Source organism: Chloroflexota bacterium (assembly GCA_009840355.1).
Classification (GTDB): domain Bacteria; phylum Chloroflexota; class Dehalococcoidia; order Lucifugimonadales; family JADFKI01; genus Bin90.
In genome coordinates this window covers 1-20,023 of record VXNZ01000047.1, presented here as the reverse complement: position 1 = coordinate 20,023, position 20,023 = coordinate 1, and the positions used below count along the sequence as shown (strand labels likewise).

19 protein-coding genes are annotated in these 20,023 nt (G+C 58.1%); 1 reads left to right on the top strand and 18 read right to left on the bottom strand.

Annotated features, from left to right (window positions below; translation table 11 throughout):
- Positions 1 to 10: 10 nt before the first annotated feature.
- The 5 genes from F4X57_12510 to F4X57_12490 form a co-directional block, all read right to left on the bottom strand.
- Positions 11 to 523 carry an NUDIX domain-containing protein gene (locus F4X57_12510; GenBank protein MYC07972.1) on the bottom strand — a complete coding sequence of 171 codons (513 nt, stop codon included), beginning with the start codon at positions 521 to 523 and terminating at the stop codon, positions 11 to 13.
- 8 nt (positions 524 to 531) lie between these two features.
- Entirely contained in the window at positions 532 to 1,386 is an 855-nt protein-coding gene (larE, locus tag F4X57_12505; GenBank protein MYC07971.1) for an ATP-dependent sacrificial sulfur transferase LarE, read from the bottom strand.
- Between the two features lie 76 nt (positions 1,387 to 1,462).
- Positions 1,463 to 2,338: an NAD(P)-dependent oxidoreductase gene (locus F4X57_12500; protein ID MYC07970.1), complete on the bottom strand. Its 876-nt coding sequence runs from the start codon at positions 2,336 to 2,338 to the stop codon at positions 1,463 to 1,465.
- Positions 2,335 to 2,658, bottom strand: coding sequence for a hypothetical protein (locus F4X57_12495; protein MYC07969.1), 324 nt, complete (start codon positions 2,656 to 2,658; stop codon positions 2,335 to 2,337). Before F4X57_12495 ends, F4X57_12500 begins: the two co-directional genes overlap by 4 nt.
- A gap of 258 nt (positions 2,659 to 2,916) precedes the next feature.
- Entirely contained in the window at positions 2,917 to 4,347 is a 1,431-nt protein-coding gene (locus F4X57_12490; protein MYC07968.1) for a DUF362 domain-containing protein, read from the bottom strand.
- Between the two features lie 221 nt (positions 4,348 to 4,568).
- Here F4X57_12490 and F4X57_12485 point away from each other — a divergent pair, with 221 nt between their 5' ends.
- Positions 4,569 to 5,342: a glucose 1-dehydrogenase gene (locus F4X57_12485; GenBank protein MYC07967.1), complete on the top strand. Its 774-nt coding sequence runs from the start codon at positions 4,569 to 4,571 to the stop codon at positions 5,340 to 5,342.
- Here the strand turns inward: F4X57_12485 and F4X57_12480 are convergent.
- The 13 genes from F4X57_12480 to F4X57_12420 all read right to left on the bottom strand — a co-directional run bounded on the left by F4X57_12480 (position 5,339) and on the right by F4X57_12420 (position 19,815).
- The gene (locus F4X57_12480; GenBank protein MYC07966.1) at positions 5,339 to 6,748 is read right to left on the bottom strand and encodes an amidase; all 1,410 of its coding nucleotides are present in this window, start codon (positions 6,746 to 6,748) and stop codon (positions 5,339 to 5,341) included. The two genes, F4X57_12485 and F4X57_12480, sit on opposite strands and share 4 nt — an antisense overlap.
- A gap of 14 nt (positions 6,749 to 6,762) precedes the next feature.
- Complete coding sequence (locus F4X57_12475; GenBank protein MYC07965.1) at positions 6,763 to 8,310, bottom strand: mycofactocin system GMC family oxidoreductase MftG; 1,548 nt, start codon at positions 8,308 to 8,310, stop codon at positions 6,763 to 6,765.
- Positions 8,311 to 8,362: 52 nt separating this feature from the next.
- The gene (locus F4X57_12470; protein ID MYC07964.1) at positions 8,363 to 8,641 is read right to left on the bottom strand and encodes a plasmid stabilization protein; all 279 of its coding nucleotides are present in this window, start codon (positions 8,639 to 8,641) and stop codon (positions 8,363 to 8,365) included.
- Positions 8,617 to 8,817, bottom strand: coding sequence for a hypothetical protein (locus tag F4X57_12465; GenBank protein MYC07963.1), 201 nt, complete (start codon positions 8,815 to 8,817; stop codon positions 8,617 to 8,619). The genes F4X57_12470 and F4X57_12465 overlap by 25 nt, the downstream gene beginning before the upstream one ends.
- A gap of 131 nt (positions 8,818 to 8,948) precedes the next feature.
- The gene (locus F4X57_12460) at positions 8,949 to 10,505 is read right to left on the bottom strand and encodes a mycofactocin system GMC family oxidoreductase MftG (protein MYC07962.1); all 1,557 of its coding nucleotides are present in this window, start codon (positions 10,503 to 10,505) and stop codon (positions 8,949 to 8,951) included.
- Between the two features lie 239 nt (positions 10,506 to 10,744).
- Complete coding sequence (locus F4X57_12455; GenBank protein ID MYC07961.1) at positions 10,745 to 11,260, bottom strand: hypothetical protein; 516 nt, start codon at positions 11,258 to 11,260, stop codon at positions 10,745 to 10,747.
- A gap of 170 nt (positions 11,261 to 11,430) precedes the next feature.
- Positions 11,431 to 12,489 carry a site-specific DNA-methyltransferase gene (locus F4X57_12450; protein MYC07960.1) on the bottom strand — a complete coding sequence of 353 codons (1,059 nt, stop codon included), beginning with the start codon at positions 12,487 to 12,489 and terminating at the stop codon, positions 11,431 to 11,433.
- A 190-nt stretch (positions 12,490 to 12,679) separates the two neighbouring features.
- Positions 12,680 to 14,617 (bottom strand): trypsin-like serine protease, encoded by a 1,938-nt coding sequence (locus F4X57_12445; GenBank protein MYC07959.1) that lies wholly within the window; start codon positions 14,615 to 14,617, stop codon positions 12,680 to 12,682.
- Positions 14,618 to 14,748: 131 nt separating this feature from the next.
- Positions 14,749 to 15,720, bottom strand: a complete 972-nt coding sequence (locus tag F4X57_12440) for a formylglycine-generating enzyme family protein (protein MYC07958.1) — start codon at positions 15,718 to 15,720, stop codon at positions 14,749 to 14,751.
- A 109-nt stretch (positions 15,721 to 15,829) separates the two neighbouring features.
- Positions 15,830 to 17,038, bottom strand: coding sequence for a beta-lactamase family protein (locus F4X57_12435; protein MYC07957.1), 1,209 nt, complete (start codon positions 17,036 to 17,038; stop codon positions 15,830 to 15,832).
- Between the two features lie 47 nt (positions 17,039 to 17,085).
- Positions 17,086 to 18,300, bottom strand: coding sequence for a beta-lactamase family protein (locus tag F4X57_12430; GenBank protein ID MYC07956.1), 1,215 nt, complete (start codon positions 18,298 to 18,300; stop codon positions 17,086 to 17,088).
- A 54-nt stretch (positions 18,301 to 18,354) separates the two neighbouring features.
- Positions 18,355 to 19,248, bottom strand: coding sequence for a CoA ester lyase (locus tag F4X57_12425; GenBank protein MYC07955.1), 894 nt, complete (start codon positions 19,246 to 19,248; stop codon positions 18,355 to 18,357).
- 51 nt (positions 19,249 to 19,299) lie between these two features.
- Positions 19,300 to 19,815: a tetratricopeptide repeat protein gene (locus F4X57_12420; GenBank protein ID MYC07954.1), complete on the bottom strand. Its 516-nt coding sequence runs from the start codon at positions 19,813 to 19,815 to the stop codon at positions 19,300 to 19,302.
- Between the last annotated feature and the right edge of the window lie 208 nt (positions 19,816 to 20,023).

Genomic DNA, 20,023 nt, shown 5'->3' with positions numbered 1-20,023 from the left:
ATATCATCCCCTACATTCCCACATCAATCGGCGGCTCCGGTATTTCCCCCGCCAATATCGGCGGCAGCAACTCCGGCATGCCGCGCGGTACAAAGACTTCGGTATCTCTATCGGCAATCATCTCCGGTACACTCCACCAGCGCTGCTCGTGGACATACTGCATCTCCCACTCATCGGGAGCAGTTGGCACAGCATCAAACGCTGGGACGCGCAGCAGGTAGTATCGCTCGTCGGATCCTATCCACCGTGCTTCCCACTGCCACACGTGACACCGCGTCCAGATACACGGCCCCAGCTTCGCAGCCTTTAGCCCGGTCTCCTCGTACAACTCGCGCAGTGCGGCATCCTCATGCGTTTCGCCAGCGTCAAGACCGCCGCCCGGCGTAATCCACAGCCTAATGTCAGGGTCGTTCGGCGTGGTTACACGCATGAGCAGCACGCGGCCGCTTTCGTCAATGAGCAGCACGCGCGCCGTCGGACGAAACTCCGGGTTGTCCCTGCTGCCGGCTTTGCCGTTGGGCATAGCGCCGCCTATCCGGAGCGCGCTCGCAGCGCCGCCAGCACCTCGTTCATGCTGCCCGAGCGGAAGCCCTGCAGGTCGAGCGTTACATACGAATAGCCAATCTCGCGGAACTTGCGCACGACCTCTTCGCGCACTGCCTCGTCCGTCAGCGTGATGAAGTCCTGTGGTTCGACTTCGATGCGCGCGACCGTGTCGTGATGGCGCACGCGCAATTGGCGGATGCCGATTTCGTGGCGCAGGTATTCTTCCGCCTGCGCGATGCGGGTAAGCGCCTCAACTGTGACCATCGAGCCGTATGGAATGCGCGAAGACAGGCACGCCTGCGCCGGCTTGTCCCATGTGGGCAAGTCCATGTCTTTCGACAGCTCGCGGATTTCTGCTTTTGACAGGTCGGCTTCGACCATCGGGCTGCGTACGCCATACTGCTTCGCGGCGTTCAAGCCTGGGCGGAAGTCTCCCAAGTCGTCCGTGTTCGTGCCGTTGGCGATGCTGTCGTAGCCTTCGTCGTGTGCGTAGGCGCTAAGATAGGTGTACAGCTCGTCCTTGCAGAAGAAGCAGCGGTTGGGGTTGTTCGCCGCGTAGTCTTCGCGCTCGACTTCGTGCGTTTCGACGATGCGATGCTGAAGTCCTAGCCGTTCCGCAAGCTCGACGGCTTCACGAAGCTCGGAAGGCGCGAGGCTCGGCGACTTCGCGGTAACGGCGAGCGCCTTTTCGCCCAGCACATCGTGCGCCGTGGCGGCGAGAAACGCGCTGTCCGTCCCGCCCGAATACGCCACAATGACTGACCCCATATCCGCGAGGATGGTCTTCAGCGCGTCCATCTTCTCTTCGATTGTTCTGGTTGTTTCGACTTGCGTCGCCATGGGTTGTACCCCCGTTCGTGGTGAGCTTATAAAACCACCACACCTGACAGACTGACCTACTGACAGACTGAAAACTTTACTCCGCCATCATCTCTTCGATGATAGCATTCATCTCGTCCGAGTAGTGCTGATACGACCTATTCTGATAACCCAGCAGACGCTGTGACTCTTCGGTATCGTACCAGTCCACCCAGCCGGGCGACGGCCGGTAGTCCACATCCTCGAAGGGCGCGCCCATAAAGCCGTAGAAGTCGCGCGCGTAGTCTTCGCCGTGCATCTGCCAAGTCGGACCGCCTGCGATGTTGAGAATCTTGTTCGCGGCGTCCGGCGCATTCACAGACGCGAACAGCGCATCGACAACGTCGTCGCGGTGCACCATCTCAACCCGCTGCTCCGCCACGAAGGGCCAGGGGCTTGGCGGTTCCATGAACGCGGGCACCATAATGCCCGCTATGCGCATTGCGACCCAATTCAGCGACGATTCCCGCACCATTCGCTCGCCGACAATCTTGCTGTCCGCGTATATGTCGATAGCGGACTGCGGATGATCTACGCGCACGGGCGGCTCTTCGTCGAAAGTGGTGCCGTAAGTGCTGATGGACGATGTGAAAATCAGCGTGGCGTCGGGCGCGCGTTCTTCCATCGCCTTGATGATGTTCTCCGTGCCGCCGACATTGACGGAGAAAGTGCGGTCGCGGTTTCTCTCACTGTTCGGTGGCAGCAGCGCCGCCAGATGCACCACGACACCCACGCCATCGATGGCGTCTGCCACCTGCGCCGCGTCCGTAATGTCGCCCTTGACGATTTCTATGCCGTCCCTGTCCTCCAGCCCGGAAAAGTCCATAAAGGGCAGGTCGAAGATGCGCGCGGGCTGTCCGTCCGCCGCCAGCTTTTCCACCAGCATGCGGCCAACGCTGCCCGCGCCGCCCGTAACGAGAACTACGCCGCTCATGTGAGGGTTACCCCCTTCATGCCCGCCTTCTCGATGAGGTTCTGTGAGGATGCGATGAGCGTGGTTATCGCCGTGCCGAACTCGTCCCACTCTTCGGTCTGCCGCAGCGCGAGCACCGACTCGGAGTCGCGCACAACCGCGCGCGCCGCCGGAACACTCGGCATAGTCTTGAAGAAGAAGGTGTCGCTAATCTCGTCGAACTTCTCCAGTATCTCGACTATCGAAGTCTCCCAAGATGCGTTCACCGTGCCGAGTCCGTCGGCAATCTGCTGGCAGTTGTCTATCGATTGTTCCAGAAGTTCCTGTCCTGATGCTGGCATTTTCAAGTACCTCCGTTGTTGTTGTATTGCTGCCTCATATTTTGCCGTTCATTCCCGTCCCTGTCAAACCGCCGCATATTGAGACGATTTCACAAATGCAATCTATCTTTGTCATTTCGAGCGAGAGAGAAACCTGAAGTTGAAAACGGGCTTGCATGCAACGATTTCAGCAACCGTTCGCAAGAGCACACAGAAAAAAGGACGCCGCCCATGAAGAACGGCGTCCCCTGTTGTTCAATCCGCTATGCGGCTTGAAGCCTATTCGTCGTCGTCCGCAGGCTGCAACTCGCGGATCTCGACTTCCTCTTCTGCATGGTGGCCATTGGTGGAATGGTCATAGTGCCGCTTCACAGTCTCGAAGTCCACAACGTCGTTGCGGAGGAAGCCCTTGCCGTCGTGCCTGTCATACGGGAACGGCTGGAACTTGGCGAAGCGCTCCTTGAACCGCTGCCTGCTGGGCCTGCGGTCGTACGGGAACTTGTGCATTTCGGCGTCTTGCGGCTCTACCTCGACCAGCGTGTAGTCGCGGCTGCCCAAGCCAATCTCGTGACCGGTGTTGATGCTTGCGACTTCGCTCTGACCATGGAATGTCGCGGCTGCGGCTTCGAACTTGTGGTCGCCCGGATGGTGCGCTTCCATCATCTCGGCTGCGGAGCCGGGCATGCCCTGCGACTCCTTCGCCTTGTCAACGCACGCCATGTCAATGGCGACGGCGTCCGTGCTGGCGAACACGCCCAGATGCGGAACAATCGGAACATCCGCGTGGTTCGCGCAGTCGCAGCGTGGCGAAACATCGATAGCCAGGTTGATGTAACCGACCTTGTCGCGTCCGACAACCTTCTCCACTGCCAAGCAGGCGTCTGCGATGGCGACATCGACCGCATCGAAGTTGACCGGCGGGATTTCGGCGAGACCGCGCGGTCCCATAACGCCGAAGCAGCCTAGGCAGGTCGCGCAGCGGTCGCGATCCCACTCGAGCTCGTCGTTCTCATTGATGTGATACAGGTCGAACGGGCAGCAATCCTCGAGAATCTCCCAGTCCGGCGTATTCTCCTTACCCTGGAAGCGTTCCGGATGGAAAATCGCCGCTGCGCCGTAGCCGTAGTTCGGGTGGCCGCCCATGTGTACATTCAGCTTGCCGCGCTTGGACTGCGCGCCGATACCGAGGTTCTTGAGCGCGCCGCCGATGACGCCCATGCCGTGTCCCTTGAAGTGAGTCAGCGCGATGAGCACATCAGCCGCCGCTATAGCCTGCGCGACATAGGCTTCCTTCAGCAGGTAGCCTTCGGGGATGTCCACGCGGAAGTCGCTCGTGCCGATAAAGCCGTCCGCGCAGATGAACGGGCAACCCAGCGTCGCCGAGTTGTAACCGTTGCGCTCTGCCGTCAGCAAGATGTCCAGCTCGCTGGAGCGCGAGCCCCAAGGCGAATAGGTGGAGGTGGTCGTGTCGCAAACGAACGGCCGCCCACCCAGTTCCTTGATGCGGTCTGCCAGCGCCCGCGCATAGACGGGTCGCAGATAAGCCGTGTTGTTCCACTCGCCGCAGTGCAACTTGATAGCCACGATGTCGTTGGGCTTGATCATCTTGTCAAGCCCTGCAGCGTCGAACACCGTAGTCATCTTCGCGACGAGGCTAGTCTCCGTGGATTCCGAATGAGCATCCATATAGAAAACTTCGGATCTTGCCATATCTACCCTCCCAGTAAGATTCGGCAGGAAGGCGACCTGCCCCCATTGCCATGCCAAATATAGATTATCTGGTTGAGATTAGCATCAAGCCTAACCATTTGTCAATGAACCATATAGCGGGTATCCTCGGCAAGCTCGCAAACTCAGAAGTGTCGCAATTTTACATCGCGGCGCTTGGCGGATACGATGTATGCACATGAGTTTCTAGGAGGACCACATACATGGCAAATACATCGTTTGATTTGAGCGGCAGGGCGGCGGTTATTACGGGCGGCAATGGCGGCATTGGGCTTGGCATCGCGGTTGGGCTGGCGGAGGCTGGCGCGGATATTCTCGTCGCGGCGCGCAATGTGCAGAAGACGGAAGCGGCGGTCAAGCAGCTGCGGGCGCTTGGCGTGCGCGCAGTGGGAACTACTACGAATGTGCAGAACGAAGGTGAAGTCGTCGATATGGTGAAGCTGGCGCTCGACGAGTTCGGCAGGCTGGACATTCTGGTGAACAACGCCGGCATCGGCATCCGCAAGTCGCCGCAAGACTACACGCTCGACGACTGGAACCTGATTATGGACATCAACCTGACCGGCACATTCCTGCCGTGCCGAGAGGCGTATTCGCACATGGCAGGCTCAGGCGGCGGCAAAATCATCAACATCGGCTCGATGACATCCATATTCGGGCACGACCTGGTTATGCCGTACTCGGCGAGCAAGGGCGGAGTGGTGCAGCTGACGAAGAGCCTCGCCACCGCCTGGGCGAAGGACAACATTCAGGTGAACGCCATACTGCCCGGCTGGATCGAGACCGATATGACCGAGCCGCTGCGCACCGAAGAGGGCTTCCGCGAGCGCTACGAGCTAATCTCGGCGCGCATTCCGCACGGTCGCTGGGGAACGCCGGACGACATGGCGGGCACGGCGGTGTTCCTCGCCGCGTCTGCGTCCGACTACGTTACGGGCGTATCCATCCCCGTGGACGGTGGCTATGTAGCTTTCTAGGCATCAATCGGCGGGTGCAGATTGTGCCAATCTGTCGCCTGCTCGTAGGCGTGGCCGATGCGACACAGCAGCGGCTCTGACAAAGCCTTGCCCACGAATTGCAGGCTCAAGGGCAAGCCGTCGGAGTTTAGTCCGCAGGGTAGCGAAATCGTGGGCGCGCCGTTGTAGTCGTAGGGCACTGTGTAACGCTGGAACGATGTGCCTCGGTCTGCGCTTAAGGGCCCGTACATCTCTTCTCGCGTGATGGAACGGGCTGGTCCTATCGTCGAGGGACATGCCAGCACGTCTATGTCCGCGAACACATCACGGATAAGCCCGTTGAGTTCGGCGCGGCGGTTGTTTGCCTCTGCGTAATCCGCGCCCGTTACGCCTGCGCCCATATCGAGCCAGCCCCGGAACCAAGGACCATAATCGTCGCGACGCGAAGGGTAGTTCTCCCTGTGTGCGGCAACAGCCTCGGCGGAGCAGAGCACGGGCCAGGCGGGCAGGTAGCTGTCCACATCCGGCATCTGCACCTGCACTATCTCCGCGCCAAGCTCCTTCATCACTGCCACACCCTCAATCACTGCCGCCGCAAGCTCCTGGTCAACGCCGTCCGTGGCATACTTCTCGTCCAGACCAATGCGGACGCCCTGTACACCTCCGTCAATGCCATCGAGCATGTCGGGGACGGGCGCGGGCAGCGATGTGGGGTCATTGGGGTCATGCCCGGCGATTGCTTGGAGTGATATGGCGGCGTCGGCGGAGCTTCGTGTGAGAGGACCAACATGGTCGAGGGATTCGGCGAGAGCGAACACTCCGTAGCGGCTGACGCGCCCCCAGGTGGGCTTCAGTCCGACTGTGCCGCAGGCTGCGGCGGGGAAGCGTATGGAGCCGCCCGTGTCGCTGCCGAGCGAGCCGAAACACAGACCCGCAGCCGTCGCCACGCCGGAGCCGCTCGACGACGAACCGCACCAGTGATCGATGTTCCACGGGTTCAAAGGCAGGTCGAGCGCAGGGTTGTATCCGCCCATAGCGCCCTCGGTGAGGTTCAGCTTGCCCAAGGGAACGGCTCCCGCTGCATTTAGCTTCACGACCACTGTCGCGTCGAAACTCGGCACATGGTCTATGTACACCTTGCTGCCGCCCATAGTGCGAACGCCTTCAGTGAAGCAGAGGTCTTTAACGGCAAATGGCACGCCATGAAGATGCCCCCGGTACTGACCTGCGGCAATCTCGGATTCGGCGGCTTTGGCAGCGGCCTGAGCCTGATCTGCCATTACGATGGCGTAGCTCTTGTACTTGCCGTCGATTTGCTCGATGCGGCGGAGCATCGCTTCCGTAACCTCGACCGGCGAGATTTCGCGCGCCTTGATGAGCGCGGCTACCTCGGTGATGGTCTTGTAGTGCAGTGGCGTGTCAGCCATCGGTTGGCTCTCCTTTAACTACCAGCCTTCACGAAGTCGGCGATGCGCTCGCCTATCATCATCGTGGTTACATTGATGTTCGCGCGCACGCAGTCGGGCATGATGGACGCGTCCACTACGCGCAAGCCTTCGATTCCGTGCACCTTGCCGTACTGGTCAACGACAGCCATCGGGTCGTCTGCCGGCCCCATCTTGTTCGTGCAAGATATGTGATGCCCGGTCGTAACCTCGCTCATCATCCACGCGTCCAGCGTGTCGTCGGACTCGAACGCCTCGTCCGGCGGCTCGATGCGCCGGTCAATGATGTCCTTCCACGCCTCGTGGTCGCCCAGCTTGGAGCATATCCGCACCGCCTCGCGCACCCGCTCGCGGTCGAACTCTTCCTCGAAGTAGTTGTAGTCCAGCATCGGCTGCACGCTTGGGTCGGACGACTGCAATTTCAGCTCGCCCGCGCCGACTGCCAGGTCTAGCCCGATAATCATGCGTATGCCGATGGGCGTCATGCGGTCGCCGCCGCGGTCGATGCGCCCGGTGGCGAAGATGTTCATATAAACGATCATATCGTTTTCGAGGTCGGAGTTGCTCGCCGTGTAGCGTAGCCCGAACTGGATGCGAGGACCGAATGTCTCAAGTTCATACTCGGGCTTGGTCGTCCAAGTCACATACACCAAAGGATGGTCGCGCAGGTTCTGCCCAACGCCGGGTACATCCTTGACGACGGGGATGCCCATGTCCGACAGATGGTCGGCAGGACCGATGCCCGACAACATCAGAATCTGCGGCGATCCGACAGCGCCTGCGCTCAGAATTATCTCGTCGCCCTCGACGACGAACCGCTCGCCTCCGCTCGAAACATCAACGCCCGTCGCTCTGTCGCCATCCATCACGATGCGATGCACGAGGCAGTTCGGGCGAATCGTCAGGTTCAGGCGATGCCGCGACAGGGCGAGATAGCCCAAGTTCGTGCTCCAGCGTATGCCATCCGGATTGTTCAGCGGCAAGGGACCTACGCCGGTCGTATCCGGCGCATTGTGGTCGGGGCAGTCTGCGAATCCGTAGTCTAGGCAGGATTCGTAGAACGCCTTGGACGCGCCGCGCCACTGATCTTCGGGAAATCGGTGGCAGATTATCGGCCCGTCTGTGCCGTGGAAGTCATCGCTGTATGTGGTGTCTGTCTCCAGCTTGCGGAAGTACGGCAGCGAGTTCTCGAAAGTCCATTCGTCGTTGCCCCAGCTCGCCCAGCGGTCATAGTCGTCCGGCACGCCGCGCAGGAAAATCTGCCCGTTGATTGCGCTCGACCCGCCCGTAACCTTGCCGCGCGGCACCAGCATAGGCTGTGCCTGCTCGGTGGCGCGCGCGGTGAACTGCCAGTTGTGGTCACTGGTCATGATGTCGGTCGCTGAGGCGTAGCCGTACTTGACCTCTTCGGGCAGGTCGTCCAGGTCCGCGTAATCCGGGCCCGCTTCCAGCAGCAGCACCGATGTGTTCGGATCTTCCGTAAGCCGCGTGGCGAGAATCGCGCCCGCCGAACCCGCACCAATGATGATGTAATCGTATTTCATAGTTGCTCCTTTGAGGTGAACATCGTTGAATGAAAGGGGAAGATAGATGCGTTTATCGCCGGTACGCGCTGTCCCTTCGGCTGATTCGCTTTACAAGAATCTCACTATCGTTGCTATCGAATTCGAAGATGACCCGCCAATCACCGATGCGAAGTCTCCACTCACTCGCTGAGCCACGTAGCCGACGTATATCTCCCGAGCGGTCGGCAGCCAATCTCTCCAGTGCATTCAGTATCCGCGTTGCTGAAACCCTATCAAGCCGTCTCAAGTCTCTTCGAGATTGAGGACTGTAAATGATCCTGCGGATCACAGACCCAGCTCTTTCTTCAATTCTTCGTGGGTGACAAACCTACCCGCAGCAAAATCCTCATCAGCCTCTTTGATGGCTTGAATGTCTTCCTCAGTCAGCGGCTCATCATCCAATGGGGCATTCAAAAACGCTTCCCAAACGGGATCATGGTCTGTCGCAACATCGACTTGTCTATTGTCATCGGGCTTTGTCGCCATTCTGCAACCTCCGTATCCTACGGAATTGTTCATAGCCAAACTATCGGCATCTTACCAGACTTGCGCCCGCAACGCCCTATCCCATTCCTATCCATCCTCCGCTTTCACAGGGGCAGGCTTTGTATATCCTGTTAGTTCCCATCCTTGATAAACTCCGCCACGCGCTCCCCGATAACCATCGAGGTGGCGTTCGTGTTGGCGCGGATGCAGTCCGGCATGATCGCCGCGTCCGCCACGCGCAAGCCCTCGATGCCATGCATCCTAGCGTACTGGTCAACGACAGCCATCGTGTCATCAGCGGGACCCATCTTGCATGTGCCGGAGATGTGGTGACTGGTCCTGACATTGCGCATCATCCAGTCGTCGAGTGCCTGCTCTGATTCGAGGTCGGCGTCTGCGGGGAACCGTCTGCTTTCAATCAGCTCCGCCAGCGCGTCTTTCTCGGCAAGGTCAAGGCATATCCGGACGGACTCGCGCATTCGTCTGCGGTCGAAGTCGGTCGCCAGCAGGTTGTAATTGAGGAACGGCTGAATGTGGGGATCGGTCGTCCTGAGCAGCATCTCGCCTGCCGATTCCGCCAGATAGATAGCGGCAATCATGCCGATGCCGATGGGTTCTGTGTTCGGGTCCGTGTAGTAGAGGCTGCGCGTCGCATACGAGAACGGGTGAATGAGCATATCGTTGCGCAGGTTCGAGCCTTCTGCCGTGTAGCGCACGATGAACTGTATGCGCGGGGCGAGGCTGTCCTGCTCGAAACCGGGCTTGGTCTCCCATGTGAGCTGCACCTGCGGATGGTCGCGCAGATTCTTGCCCACGCCGGGCAATTCATGAACGACGGCGACGCCCATATCGCGCAGATGGTCAGCGGGACCAACGCCGGACAGCAGCAGCAAGTGCGGCGAGCCGATCGCGCCGGCGGACAGGATAATCTCATCACCATAGACCGATTGCAGCTCGCCGTCAGCCTCGAACTCCACGCCGACCGCTCTGCCGCCATCGAACAGGATGCGGTGAGCAAGCGCGCGCGCCGTGATGGTCAGATTCGGGCGGCTGCGCGCCTCGCTCAGGTAGCCGATGTTCGTGCTCCATCGGATGCGGTTGGGGTTGTTGAACGGCGAAGGTCCCACGCCCGTGGAGTCCGGGTCGTTATGGTCCGGACATTCCGCGAAGCCGTACTCGCGCGCAGCCTGATACCATGCCTGCTGGTCGGGCAGCCACTCGTCGGGCTTGTAGCGCCGGACGATAGTTGGACCGTCCACGCCGTGGAAGTCGTCTGCGAAATCCGTGTCCGTCTCCATACGGCGGAAAAACGGGATAAGCTTCTGAAAGCCCCACTCATCATTGCCCCAAGACGCCCAGTCGTCATAGTCTTCCGGCACGCCGCGCAGGAATATCTGCGCGTTCACGGCGGAAGAGCCGCCCGTAGTCTTGCCGCGCGGAACGAGCATAGGAGCTGCCTGGTCGGTTGACTTGGCAACGAAGTGCCAGCGATGCTCCGTGCCAAGCACATCAATCGCCGCCAAGCCATGCCCATAGCCGAACTTCACATCCGGCGGCATCTCGTCCAGTTCCGGGTAGTCGGGACCCGCTTCGAGCAGCAGAACGGTGCGGTTCGGGTCTTCGGTAAGCCGGCTGGCGATAATAGCCCCCGCCGAGCCTGCGCCAACGATGATGTGGTCGTAGTTCATGGACAATTCCTCGAAACAGGATGCACAGGATGCGCGGGACAGCAAGACGAGCGGACGCGCATACCAATTAAAATAATGAGGCGATATTATACGCGGAGTATGCGTGCGTCAAGGTAGGCTGATGGGCTAGAAGTTTCTCTTCTACTAAGATGTGGGAAGGATAAGAATGGCGTAAAATTGCCGAGCGTCACACAACGCCATCATCTGATTAGCCCATCCCTACGAAGGGAATGGCTGCTTTAATTCATGCCTGCGATTTCTTCCAGCAGTGTATGCAGATTGTTGACGCTTGCGACATAACTTCGCGGACTCTGCAATCGTACCAAGCCTTGCAGCCGCGCCAAGCGCGCTTGGTCGTAGTATGCGCCATCAACGAGAACAATCAACGCAACTCCGTTGTTGGTTCGCCCCTGGAAATTGCGAAGCAGTCGCTCTAGTTCGTTGAATTGGTTATCCTGATTGCCCCCGCCTGCCTTTGTGTACTTCTGCGCGGCGTAGCAAGTGACTCCAGAGGTAGTCCATTGAAAATCGATGGATTTGAATGGGCGAGGCGCACCTGCGAGCTGCTGACCGGACAGGATTTGTCCATCGCTATTTACATATAGGGCGTTGCTTCCCGAAGAAGGCAACTTGCGAAAATCGGCGACATTGGACATATCTTCAATGTAAGCGGCGGCGGCGTTTTCATGAATATTCTTGCGGCGCGCTTCTCGTGCGAGTGTTGCGGCAAGTGTACCTGTTGGGTTAGCGTCCAAGTCCCACCAGAAATCTTATTCCGGTATGCCGAATTGCTCTGCGAAGTGCAGTATGCGAGTTCTCAACCTCTTGGAACGCCCTGCAATCTCCGCTTCCATTGCGGATAGGTTCTCCAAGCGTCTCTGATGCTCATTGGCTTCAAAGTCCAACGGGGGTAGTTCACCGCACATTATTCGGCCGTTCCTGCGGAATTCGCCTGCAACGCCACGCCATCTTCAGTCAGCGTCGCGTATTCCACGCCTGCGTCCCCTAATCGCCGCTCAATCACCTGACGCGCCGCTTCCGAATCGTCCATGCCGACAAAGCGCCGTCCCAGTCGATGCGCTTGCAACAACGTGCCCCCGCTGCCCGCGTAGCAGTCCATGACCGTATCGCCCGGGTCTGAAGATGTGAGGATGATACGGCGCAGCATATCTTCGTTCTTCTGTGTGGGATATAAGGCGCGCTGCGGGTCCTTATATTCCCATACATCCTGCGGCAGCTTCCTAGGCGCATCGTCATCGCCGTGCGGATCGTGAGCGTATCGTATCTTGCGCGGATTGCCGGTCGCGCTCCACGCTATCATTCCGGCGGCGTCGAGTGCGTCTAGCTTGTGCGGTGGATAGCGCCAATGTCTGCCCGCCGGCGGCGACATTCCGCGCCATTGCCGCCCGGTCGCTCCATTGCGCGTTACGCCGGGCGCGTGCAGCGGCGTGGTCGTGTAGCGCTTTCCTTCAGCGTCCACTAGCGGGTAGAGCCGCTCAATGTCTTCGCGCGACATAGGCTCTTTCTGCGGATTCCAAGTGATGCGCTCGGGCGACATCGAGTAGAACAAGATGGTGTCCTTGATGTTGCCGTAGGAGTAGCGGTCGAAGTTCTTCGGGTTGCACTTGATTCGCGTGATGCTGTTGCGGAAGTTCCGCGCGCCAAAAACTTCGTCCATTAGCAGGCGAACATGGTGCTCCATCTTCACATCGATGTGCACATATATCGAGCCGCTTGGCGATATCACATCGTGGATGGCCACCAAGCGCAGCCGTAGGTCGCGCAGGTAGTCCACGCCGCGCGTCTTGTCCGAATACGCCAGACTGCCGGACGCGCTTATCGCATTGGCGCGGTGCGAGTCAATCAGGAAATCGTTGTTCGTGGCGAATGGCGGGTCGATATAGACGAGATCGACCGAGATGCCAATCAGCGCTAATCTCTGCAAGCCCTCTAGGTTGTCGCCGGAGTGAAAATAATGCTGCAAGGATATGCCCGCCTAAACTCACTGCTATGGAAAGCCGCACAAGACACGCTCATTTGTGCGCCCAACTATATCACAGCGAATCTGATATGAGAAGGGCGACGAAGGTCAGTTATTCATACCCAAAACAAATGAAAATCTCACGCATCCATCGCGCAGCGGAAGCCTAGGTTGCTTTCGGACTGAGAGACAATTACGGGTCGAAACTTTCGAGCATGGCGTCGCGCTGTTCGTCATAAATGTCAAGGCTGTCTTCGCACACGCTGCCATATACAGCAAAGCCGTAAGGTTTGGACGGATAATCGTCAGAGAGATAAATCACAGTAAGCACATCTTCAACGCAATACTCGTCCGAGATGTGTGCGCGGTAACGCATTATGTAATTATCGTTCTGTTCCGCAAACGCAGTTATCTCAAACATATTCCATTCGTCGTCGGAATGGTTTTCAAGAAAATCGCGTTCGCTCTCAGCATGTTCTTTGAGAGTCCAACCCTGCCCCAAGTTGTAGGTGAGCACATCGACACTTGCATAGCCGCTACCGTGTATGAAGTATGCGTCACCTTCGTCCGATTCCTCATCCAAGTGCCATCCGTAAGGCACCTCTATTTGGTAGCCGTATTCCGCGTTGCGGTATTTTGTGGGTTCTGGAGTGGGTGTCGGCTGAGGCATGGCGGGAAGCGTATTATGTTCGACGAAACTTGCGAGCATTGCGTCGCGCTCTTCGCTGTGTAGGTCGAGGCTGCCTTCGCACACGCCACCATTGATAACAAATCCGTAAGGTTTGGACGGGTAGAAGTCGGACAGAAAAATCAGGCTGACGACGTCAGAGATACAATACTCTTCAGACGATTGCCAACGATATGCGAGGATGTAATAGTCGTATTGATCATCCTGCCGCCTCTCAAATGCGGTTATCTCGAACACGTCCCAGGCTTCGTCGTGCGCTAGTTCCTCCCAGAAATCCCTTTCCCACTGCGCGTGCTCTTCAAGCGTCCAGTCGCTGCCCAGTTCGTCGGTATAAATCTCTACCAAACTCGTCCCGTCCTCATGCCAGAACGCGCGGTCGATTTCATCCGACTCTTCATCCAGATACCAGCCGGGCGCGATTTCCAGGCTGTAGCCGTAATCGTCGTTGCGGTAAGTTGCCCAGGTACCGGGAGTGGGCATTGGAAGAAGGACTTGTTCGCCTCTCTTGAGGCTATCCATTCTGTCCTTAAGCTCGTTTATGGCAATGGAGAAGCCAATGTTGTCAACAGGACTGCCATCTGATAATGCTAATTTGGCGTAATTGATACCCACTACTTTTCCGGCACGGCTCATCAAAGGACCGCCGCTGTTGCCCGGATTTATAGCAGCATCCGTTTGTAATTCCTCAATTCCGCCATATACCCGCTTGGATGAGATTATGCCCTTGGTTACCGTTAACGAATTGCCAAGTTCATAACTCAATGGAAAACCCAACGCGATTACATCATCGCCTACTCGCACATCGTCGGAGTTTCCTAATTGGATAGCCTCAAACTTTTCGGTGGTGTTCAATTTCACGATAGCGAGATCGGCAATCTCGTCTGTGCCCAGCACATCACCCTCGTATGCTCTACCATCAGACATTACGATAGTTACGGTATTAAAACCCTCTATAACATGTTCGTTAGTAACAACCAAACCATCTTCTTCAACAACGAAGCCTGTACCATTGCCCGTGTCCGTTTCAATATAGACAAGGCTGCGTTCTATATCTTCTATCATCTGTGCCAACGTAGGCGTGGCAGTTGGCAGAGGCGTGTGCGTCGGTAACGGTGTGTTCGTCGGTTGCGGCGGCGCTGTTGGTTCCGGAGTGGGAGTGGGTACTGGCGTTGCGCTTGGTACGGGCGTGTTTATTGGCACAGACATTTGCGTTGGGGCTGGCGTAGGAGTATCCGCCGGCGTTGGCGTTGGAGGGATTGGAACGGGCGTTGAGGTTGACGCCGCTTTTGCCAAGGCGTTCGCATCGACGGTCGCCTGCACGCCTGCTGCGATGGTGGCATCAACATCCGGCGCAGGCGCGGAATCTCCGCAAGCGACTGCGGCTGATACTATCAGCAACGCTACAATAACTAGCAAACCCGCAAAAACTCTGTTAACTGGCATTCAAATCCCTGCTCAAATAGCATGCGAATGATATTTGAGGGCCAATTTGGCTTATAGGGCGAAGATGTCCATTATTCATTTAACATTTGTATCAACGAATGCAATGCGCAAGTCCATGTCGGCGCAGCAGGTCACGCATCCCGCGCGCACCGAAACCCCAGATTCCCCGTAGAACTGTCCGGCGTATTCGATGTCCGAGCCGCCACCCGATACCGATTGCAGTACGAGTCATGACATAAATAAGACCCGCCCCGTATCGTCTTCGCCTGTCCCCTTGGAGGCCCCTGCGGATTATCGCGCGTCCCCTCGACACTGCTCGCATCAACATGAAATGTCGGGCTGAACCAGTCGCTCGTCCACTCCCAGACATTGCCCGCGACATTGTACAGCCCGAATCCATTGGGTTCGTATGCGTCAACCGGCGCAGTACCCTTGTAGCCGTCGTCCGCCGAGTTCTCATCGGGAAACACGCCTTGCCAGATGTTGCAGCGATGCTCGCCGCTGGGCGTCAGCTCGTCTCCCCATGCGTAGCGCTTTTGCGCCAAGCCGCCCCGCGCCGCGTACTCCCATTCTGCCTCGGTAGGAAGGCGCTTGCCCGCCCATTTGCAGTACTCCAGGGCGTCGTTCCAAGATATGTGCGTAACCGGGTGATTCCAGCGCCGCTTGAGATTGGAGCCCGGTCCCTCCGGCCTGCGCCAGTACGCGCCGTTGATGACCCACCACCACGGTGCATCGGCAACGGCTTGCTTTGCCGTGCGGCGTGCCTTCGACCTCAGGAACATGTGGAAGACGAACGACCAGCCGAAACGCTCGGCGTCCGTCTTGTAGCCTGTCTCGCGCGCGAACTGGTCGAACTGCTGGTTGGTTATGGCGCAAGTGTCGATGTAGAAGGAGTTCACATGCACAGAGCGTATGGGACCTTCGCCGTCCGCGGGGAAGCCGCCGGGGTCGTCCGTGCCCATTAGGAACTCGCCGCCGGGGATGAGCGCCATGCCGTCCGTGCTGCCATTGGCGGCTTGCGGCGTGGAGGGCGCGGCGGCGGGCGTTAAGGGTGTTGAGGGCATGCGGGCTGCGGCGCAGCAGGGGGAGGGTTGGTGTTGCATTGGATTACCTTGGGCACTGTTATCGAGTTCCGACTATCACATTACCATAGGATGCAAGAATTTTCCGCAACGCTATTCAGGACTTATAAGGCTACTCGCCAATCTGCCCCTACTCTATCATCGCCTGATACGTCGCCGTCTGAAATTCGCGGTGCAGTGGATACCACGTAACGGGCAGGAACTGGCTCTTGAGGATAGCGATGAGTTCCTCTGTGGGGTCTATCCAGAAGTAGCAGCTCGCCGCGCCGAACCAGCTATACATGCCGTTCGAGCCGGGTATGCCGTGCTGGGCTATATCGTTGACCATGCTGAACCCCAATCCGAATCCGCAGCCTTTCGTATAGGCAGCCATGCGATCCTCGACGATGTACGGCTTGAGATCGTCCGTGAGATGGTCAGTCACCATCATCTGCACTGTCTTGGGGGCGAGCAGGCGCTCGCCGTCGAGGACGCCGCCGTTCAGCAGCATCTGGCAGAAGCGCATGTAATCGGGCGCGGTCGATACAAGCCCAGCGCCTCCGGACTGCATCGCGTGCGGTCTCTTGTGCCTCGTCGTCACCGAGCCTTCGTGTGGCGCGATTCCACCTCCACGTGAAGGCACATACGCGGTCGCCAGCCTGTCCAGATTTTCCTCAGGCACGAAAAAGGATGTGTCTTCCATTCCCAATGGGGTGAATATCCTCTCTCGCAGGAAGCGGTCGAACGGCTTACCCGATACGACCTCCACAAGATAACCAAGAACGGTGGACGACATGCTGTACCGCCACCTGGTGCCCGGTTGATTGACAAGGGGAATTTCCCCCAGCCTACCCGTTACGTCCTTTAGCGTGCTATCTGCGTCCGCAATTCTTGCCTCGTGATACATCGCGTCGATGGGAGTGTCCCGGTGAAGACCGTAGCTCAGTCCTGATGTGTGTGTCAGCAGGTGGCGTATGGTGATCGGACGGTCCTGTGCAACAAGGCGCATGCCGATCTCGCCCATGCCGTCGAAGACCTGCATGTTCGCGAAGTCCGGGATGAACTTGCCCACAGGGTCGTCGAGCGAGAAGTGCCCTTCTTCGTAGAGCATCATGGCGGCGACGCTGGTAATGGGTTTGGTCATCGAGTATAGGCGGAATATGGTGTCGCTACTGACCGGCGCGCCGCTTTCGAGGTCCTGCACACCGTAGGTCTCGAAGTGAAACACTTCATCGCGCCGCGCGAGCATGGTCAGCGCACCTGCGAGCTTGCCGTTATCTATGTAGCTATGCATTCGCTCGTTGACACGGTTCAGGCGTTTGGACGAGAAGCCGACCGATTCAGGTGATACGCAGTTCATCAAGTGCCTCTTTGCGGGAAATGTCAGATATTGTGGTAGGCACACATCTACTCGACGAGCGCTTGATACGTCGCTATCTGGAATTCGCGCCGCAGGGGGTAGTGCGAGCTGGGCATGAACTGCGTCAGCAGGATGGCAACCAGGTCTTCCTGCGGGTCGATCCAGAATACGGTGCTCGCCGCGCCGCCCCACGAGTAGATGCCGTTGGAGCCGATGATGCCGTGCTGCGCGATGTCCATCACAACGCGGAAGCCCAGCCCGAAGCCGCAGCCCTTCGTGTCGGATGCGTTGCTCTGCCCGACCGCGAAAGGACGCATGTCGTCGGTCAAGTGGTTCGAGCGCATCATCTCGACAGTCTTTGGCGCGAGCAGCCGTTCGTCGCCAAGGATACCGCCGTTGAGGAGCATCTGGCAGAAGCGCATGTAGTCGGACCCGGTGGATACGAGTCCGCCGCCGCCTGAGAATAGTGTGTGCGGCCTCCTCTGCCTGTTGACCATCGGATTGTCGAGAGGCGTTATTTTGCCGTTGGTCGCCGCGCCGTACACCGTTGCAAGCCGGTCCAGGTTCTCCTCGGACACATAGAAGGACGTGTCTGTCATGCCCAGCGGTTCGAGGATATTGTCCTGTAAGTAGCGGTCGAAGGGCGTGCCGGAGACGACCTCGACGAGGTAGCCTAGCACATCGGTGGCGTTGCTGTACCGCCATTTCGTGCCGGGCTGGGTTACGAGGGGCAGTTTGCCGAGCTTTTCCGCCATTTCTTTCAGGGTGCTGTCCGGGTCGGTGACGTTCGCTTCGCGGTACATCTCCTCGATGGGGCTGTCCTGGTGAAAGCCGTAGCTGAGGCCGGATGTGTGCGTGAGCAGGTGGCGGACGGTGATGGGCTGCTTCTGGTCAACGAGGCGCATGCCAGTCTCGCCCATGCCGTCATAGACCTTCAGGCTGGCGAGTTCGGGGATGAACTTGCCCACAGGGTCATCGAGCGAGAAGTACCCTTGTTCATACAGCATCATGACGGCGGCGCTGGTGATGGGCTTCGTCATCGAGTAGATGCGGAAGAGCGTATCGCGCTCCACAGGCGTGCCGCTTTCAAGGTCGAGCATGCCATACGGCTCGAAGTGGAACGTCTCGCCGTGCCGCGCAAGCATCGTCAGCCCGTTGGCGAGCTTGCCGTCGTCTATGTAGCCCTGCATCATCTTGTTGACGCGGCTGAGGCGCTGGGATGAGAAGCCTACGGATTCGGGAGATGATACGCCGTTTGTCATTTGCTGCTCCTTGAACTTACATTGATGTACAGGATAGACAGGATGGATACGGAATTATGCAACCCCCAACTGTTCTGCCATTCGCAGCATCGCCCGCGCTGTCTGCTCGTGCGCGATGTCCACCATGTCGCCGCCGAAAGTTACCGCCGCGCCGCCGGTCTCACGCATCTGCTCCATCGCGTCCACAAGCCCGCGCCACTCGGCGATTTCATCCGGCGTGGGCGTGAAAACCTCGTTGACGATGGGCACATGATAAGGGTGTATGAGGCTCATCCCGTTGTAGCCGAGCCGCTTCAGCTCGCCGGCGTATGTGCGCAAGCCGTCGAGATCGCGGATGTCGAACCATCCGCCGGATATGGGGAACTGCACGCCCGCCGCGCGCGAATCGACAAGCACCTTCGATCGGATGAACAGCGTCTCCATGCCTTCAGGCGTCCACTGGTAGCCGATAGAGCGCGCGGTGTCGCCGCCTTTGCCGCCGCTGCCGCCCATATGCGCGATGCGGTCGGACGCGCAGGCGATGTCGTAGGCGCTGCGGATGCCCGCCGCCGTCTCCAAGCCTGGATCAATGAATATCTTGCCCACTTCCGCGCCCGCCTTACGCTCGAAAAATCGCAACAGCACATCCACCTCCACCACATCGGCGGGGCACTGCACCTTCGGCAGCGTGATGCCGTACAGATTCGGCTGCGTAATCGCCTCCAAGTCGAAGCCCGTAATGCCGGTCTCCAACGGATTGACGCGCACGAACAGCGTCTGTTCAGCGCCGATTTCGGCAATCATCCTGCCGACAATCGCGCGCGCCGCGTCCTTCTCCTGCGGCGGCACCGAATCTTCGAGATCCAGGATAAGTGCATCCGCGCCGTACTTAGGCGCTTTGCGTATCCAGTCCTCCTTGTTGCCGGGAACAAAGAGGACAGAGCGTAGGGGTTTGGCGTCGTATTTCATTGATTTACTCCGAAGTTATTGTAGGGGTTAACAAGATGGAGAACTCGAATCCTATTGAGATTTATCGGCAAGTTCGAGGGCTTCCTCGGCTTCTGCGTTGTTAGGGTCAAATTTAATTGCTATGTTGAAATCAGTAATCGCACTGTTGTAATCCCCTTTGTCAACATAGGCGAGTCCTCGCAAATAGTAAGCATTAGAGTCGTCTGGATTCAGATGGATTTGTACGTTGTGGTCGGCAATCGCACCGTCATAATCTCCATTCATGGCAAGTAAGATCCCTCGTAAATGGTAAAGGCGAGCATCGTATGGATGCAATTCAATTGCTCTGTCTAGGTCAAGAATCGCACTGTTGTCATCCCCTTTGCGAGAATAGGCTAGTCCTCTATTGAAGTAAGCCTCAACGCGATCTGCGTTCAGGCGAATTGCTTCATTATAATCATCTATCGCCGCGTCATGTTCACCTTCATCGAGGTGTTCGCCTCCCCGATTGAGGTATGTATCATAATTTTCTCCGCAAGCCGCAAGCGCCATCAGCCCAACCGCCACCAACAGAAACATCAAACGCATTAGAACCTCTTTCGCATCCACTGATTGCCGTAAGATATTACCACAGCACGACAGCCTGTCGCCGTCTTGCTATACACCGATGGCAGTAGGTGATTGTATGCGTCTGCTAAAATACGTTCAGCAGGTGAGTAACGGAAGTAGCGTAGGAAAGGGGTATGAGATGGTATTGTACCAGTTGGACTACATCCTGCACGAACCCAGTGAGGAT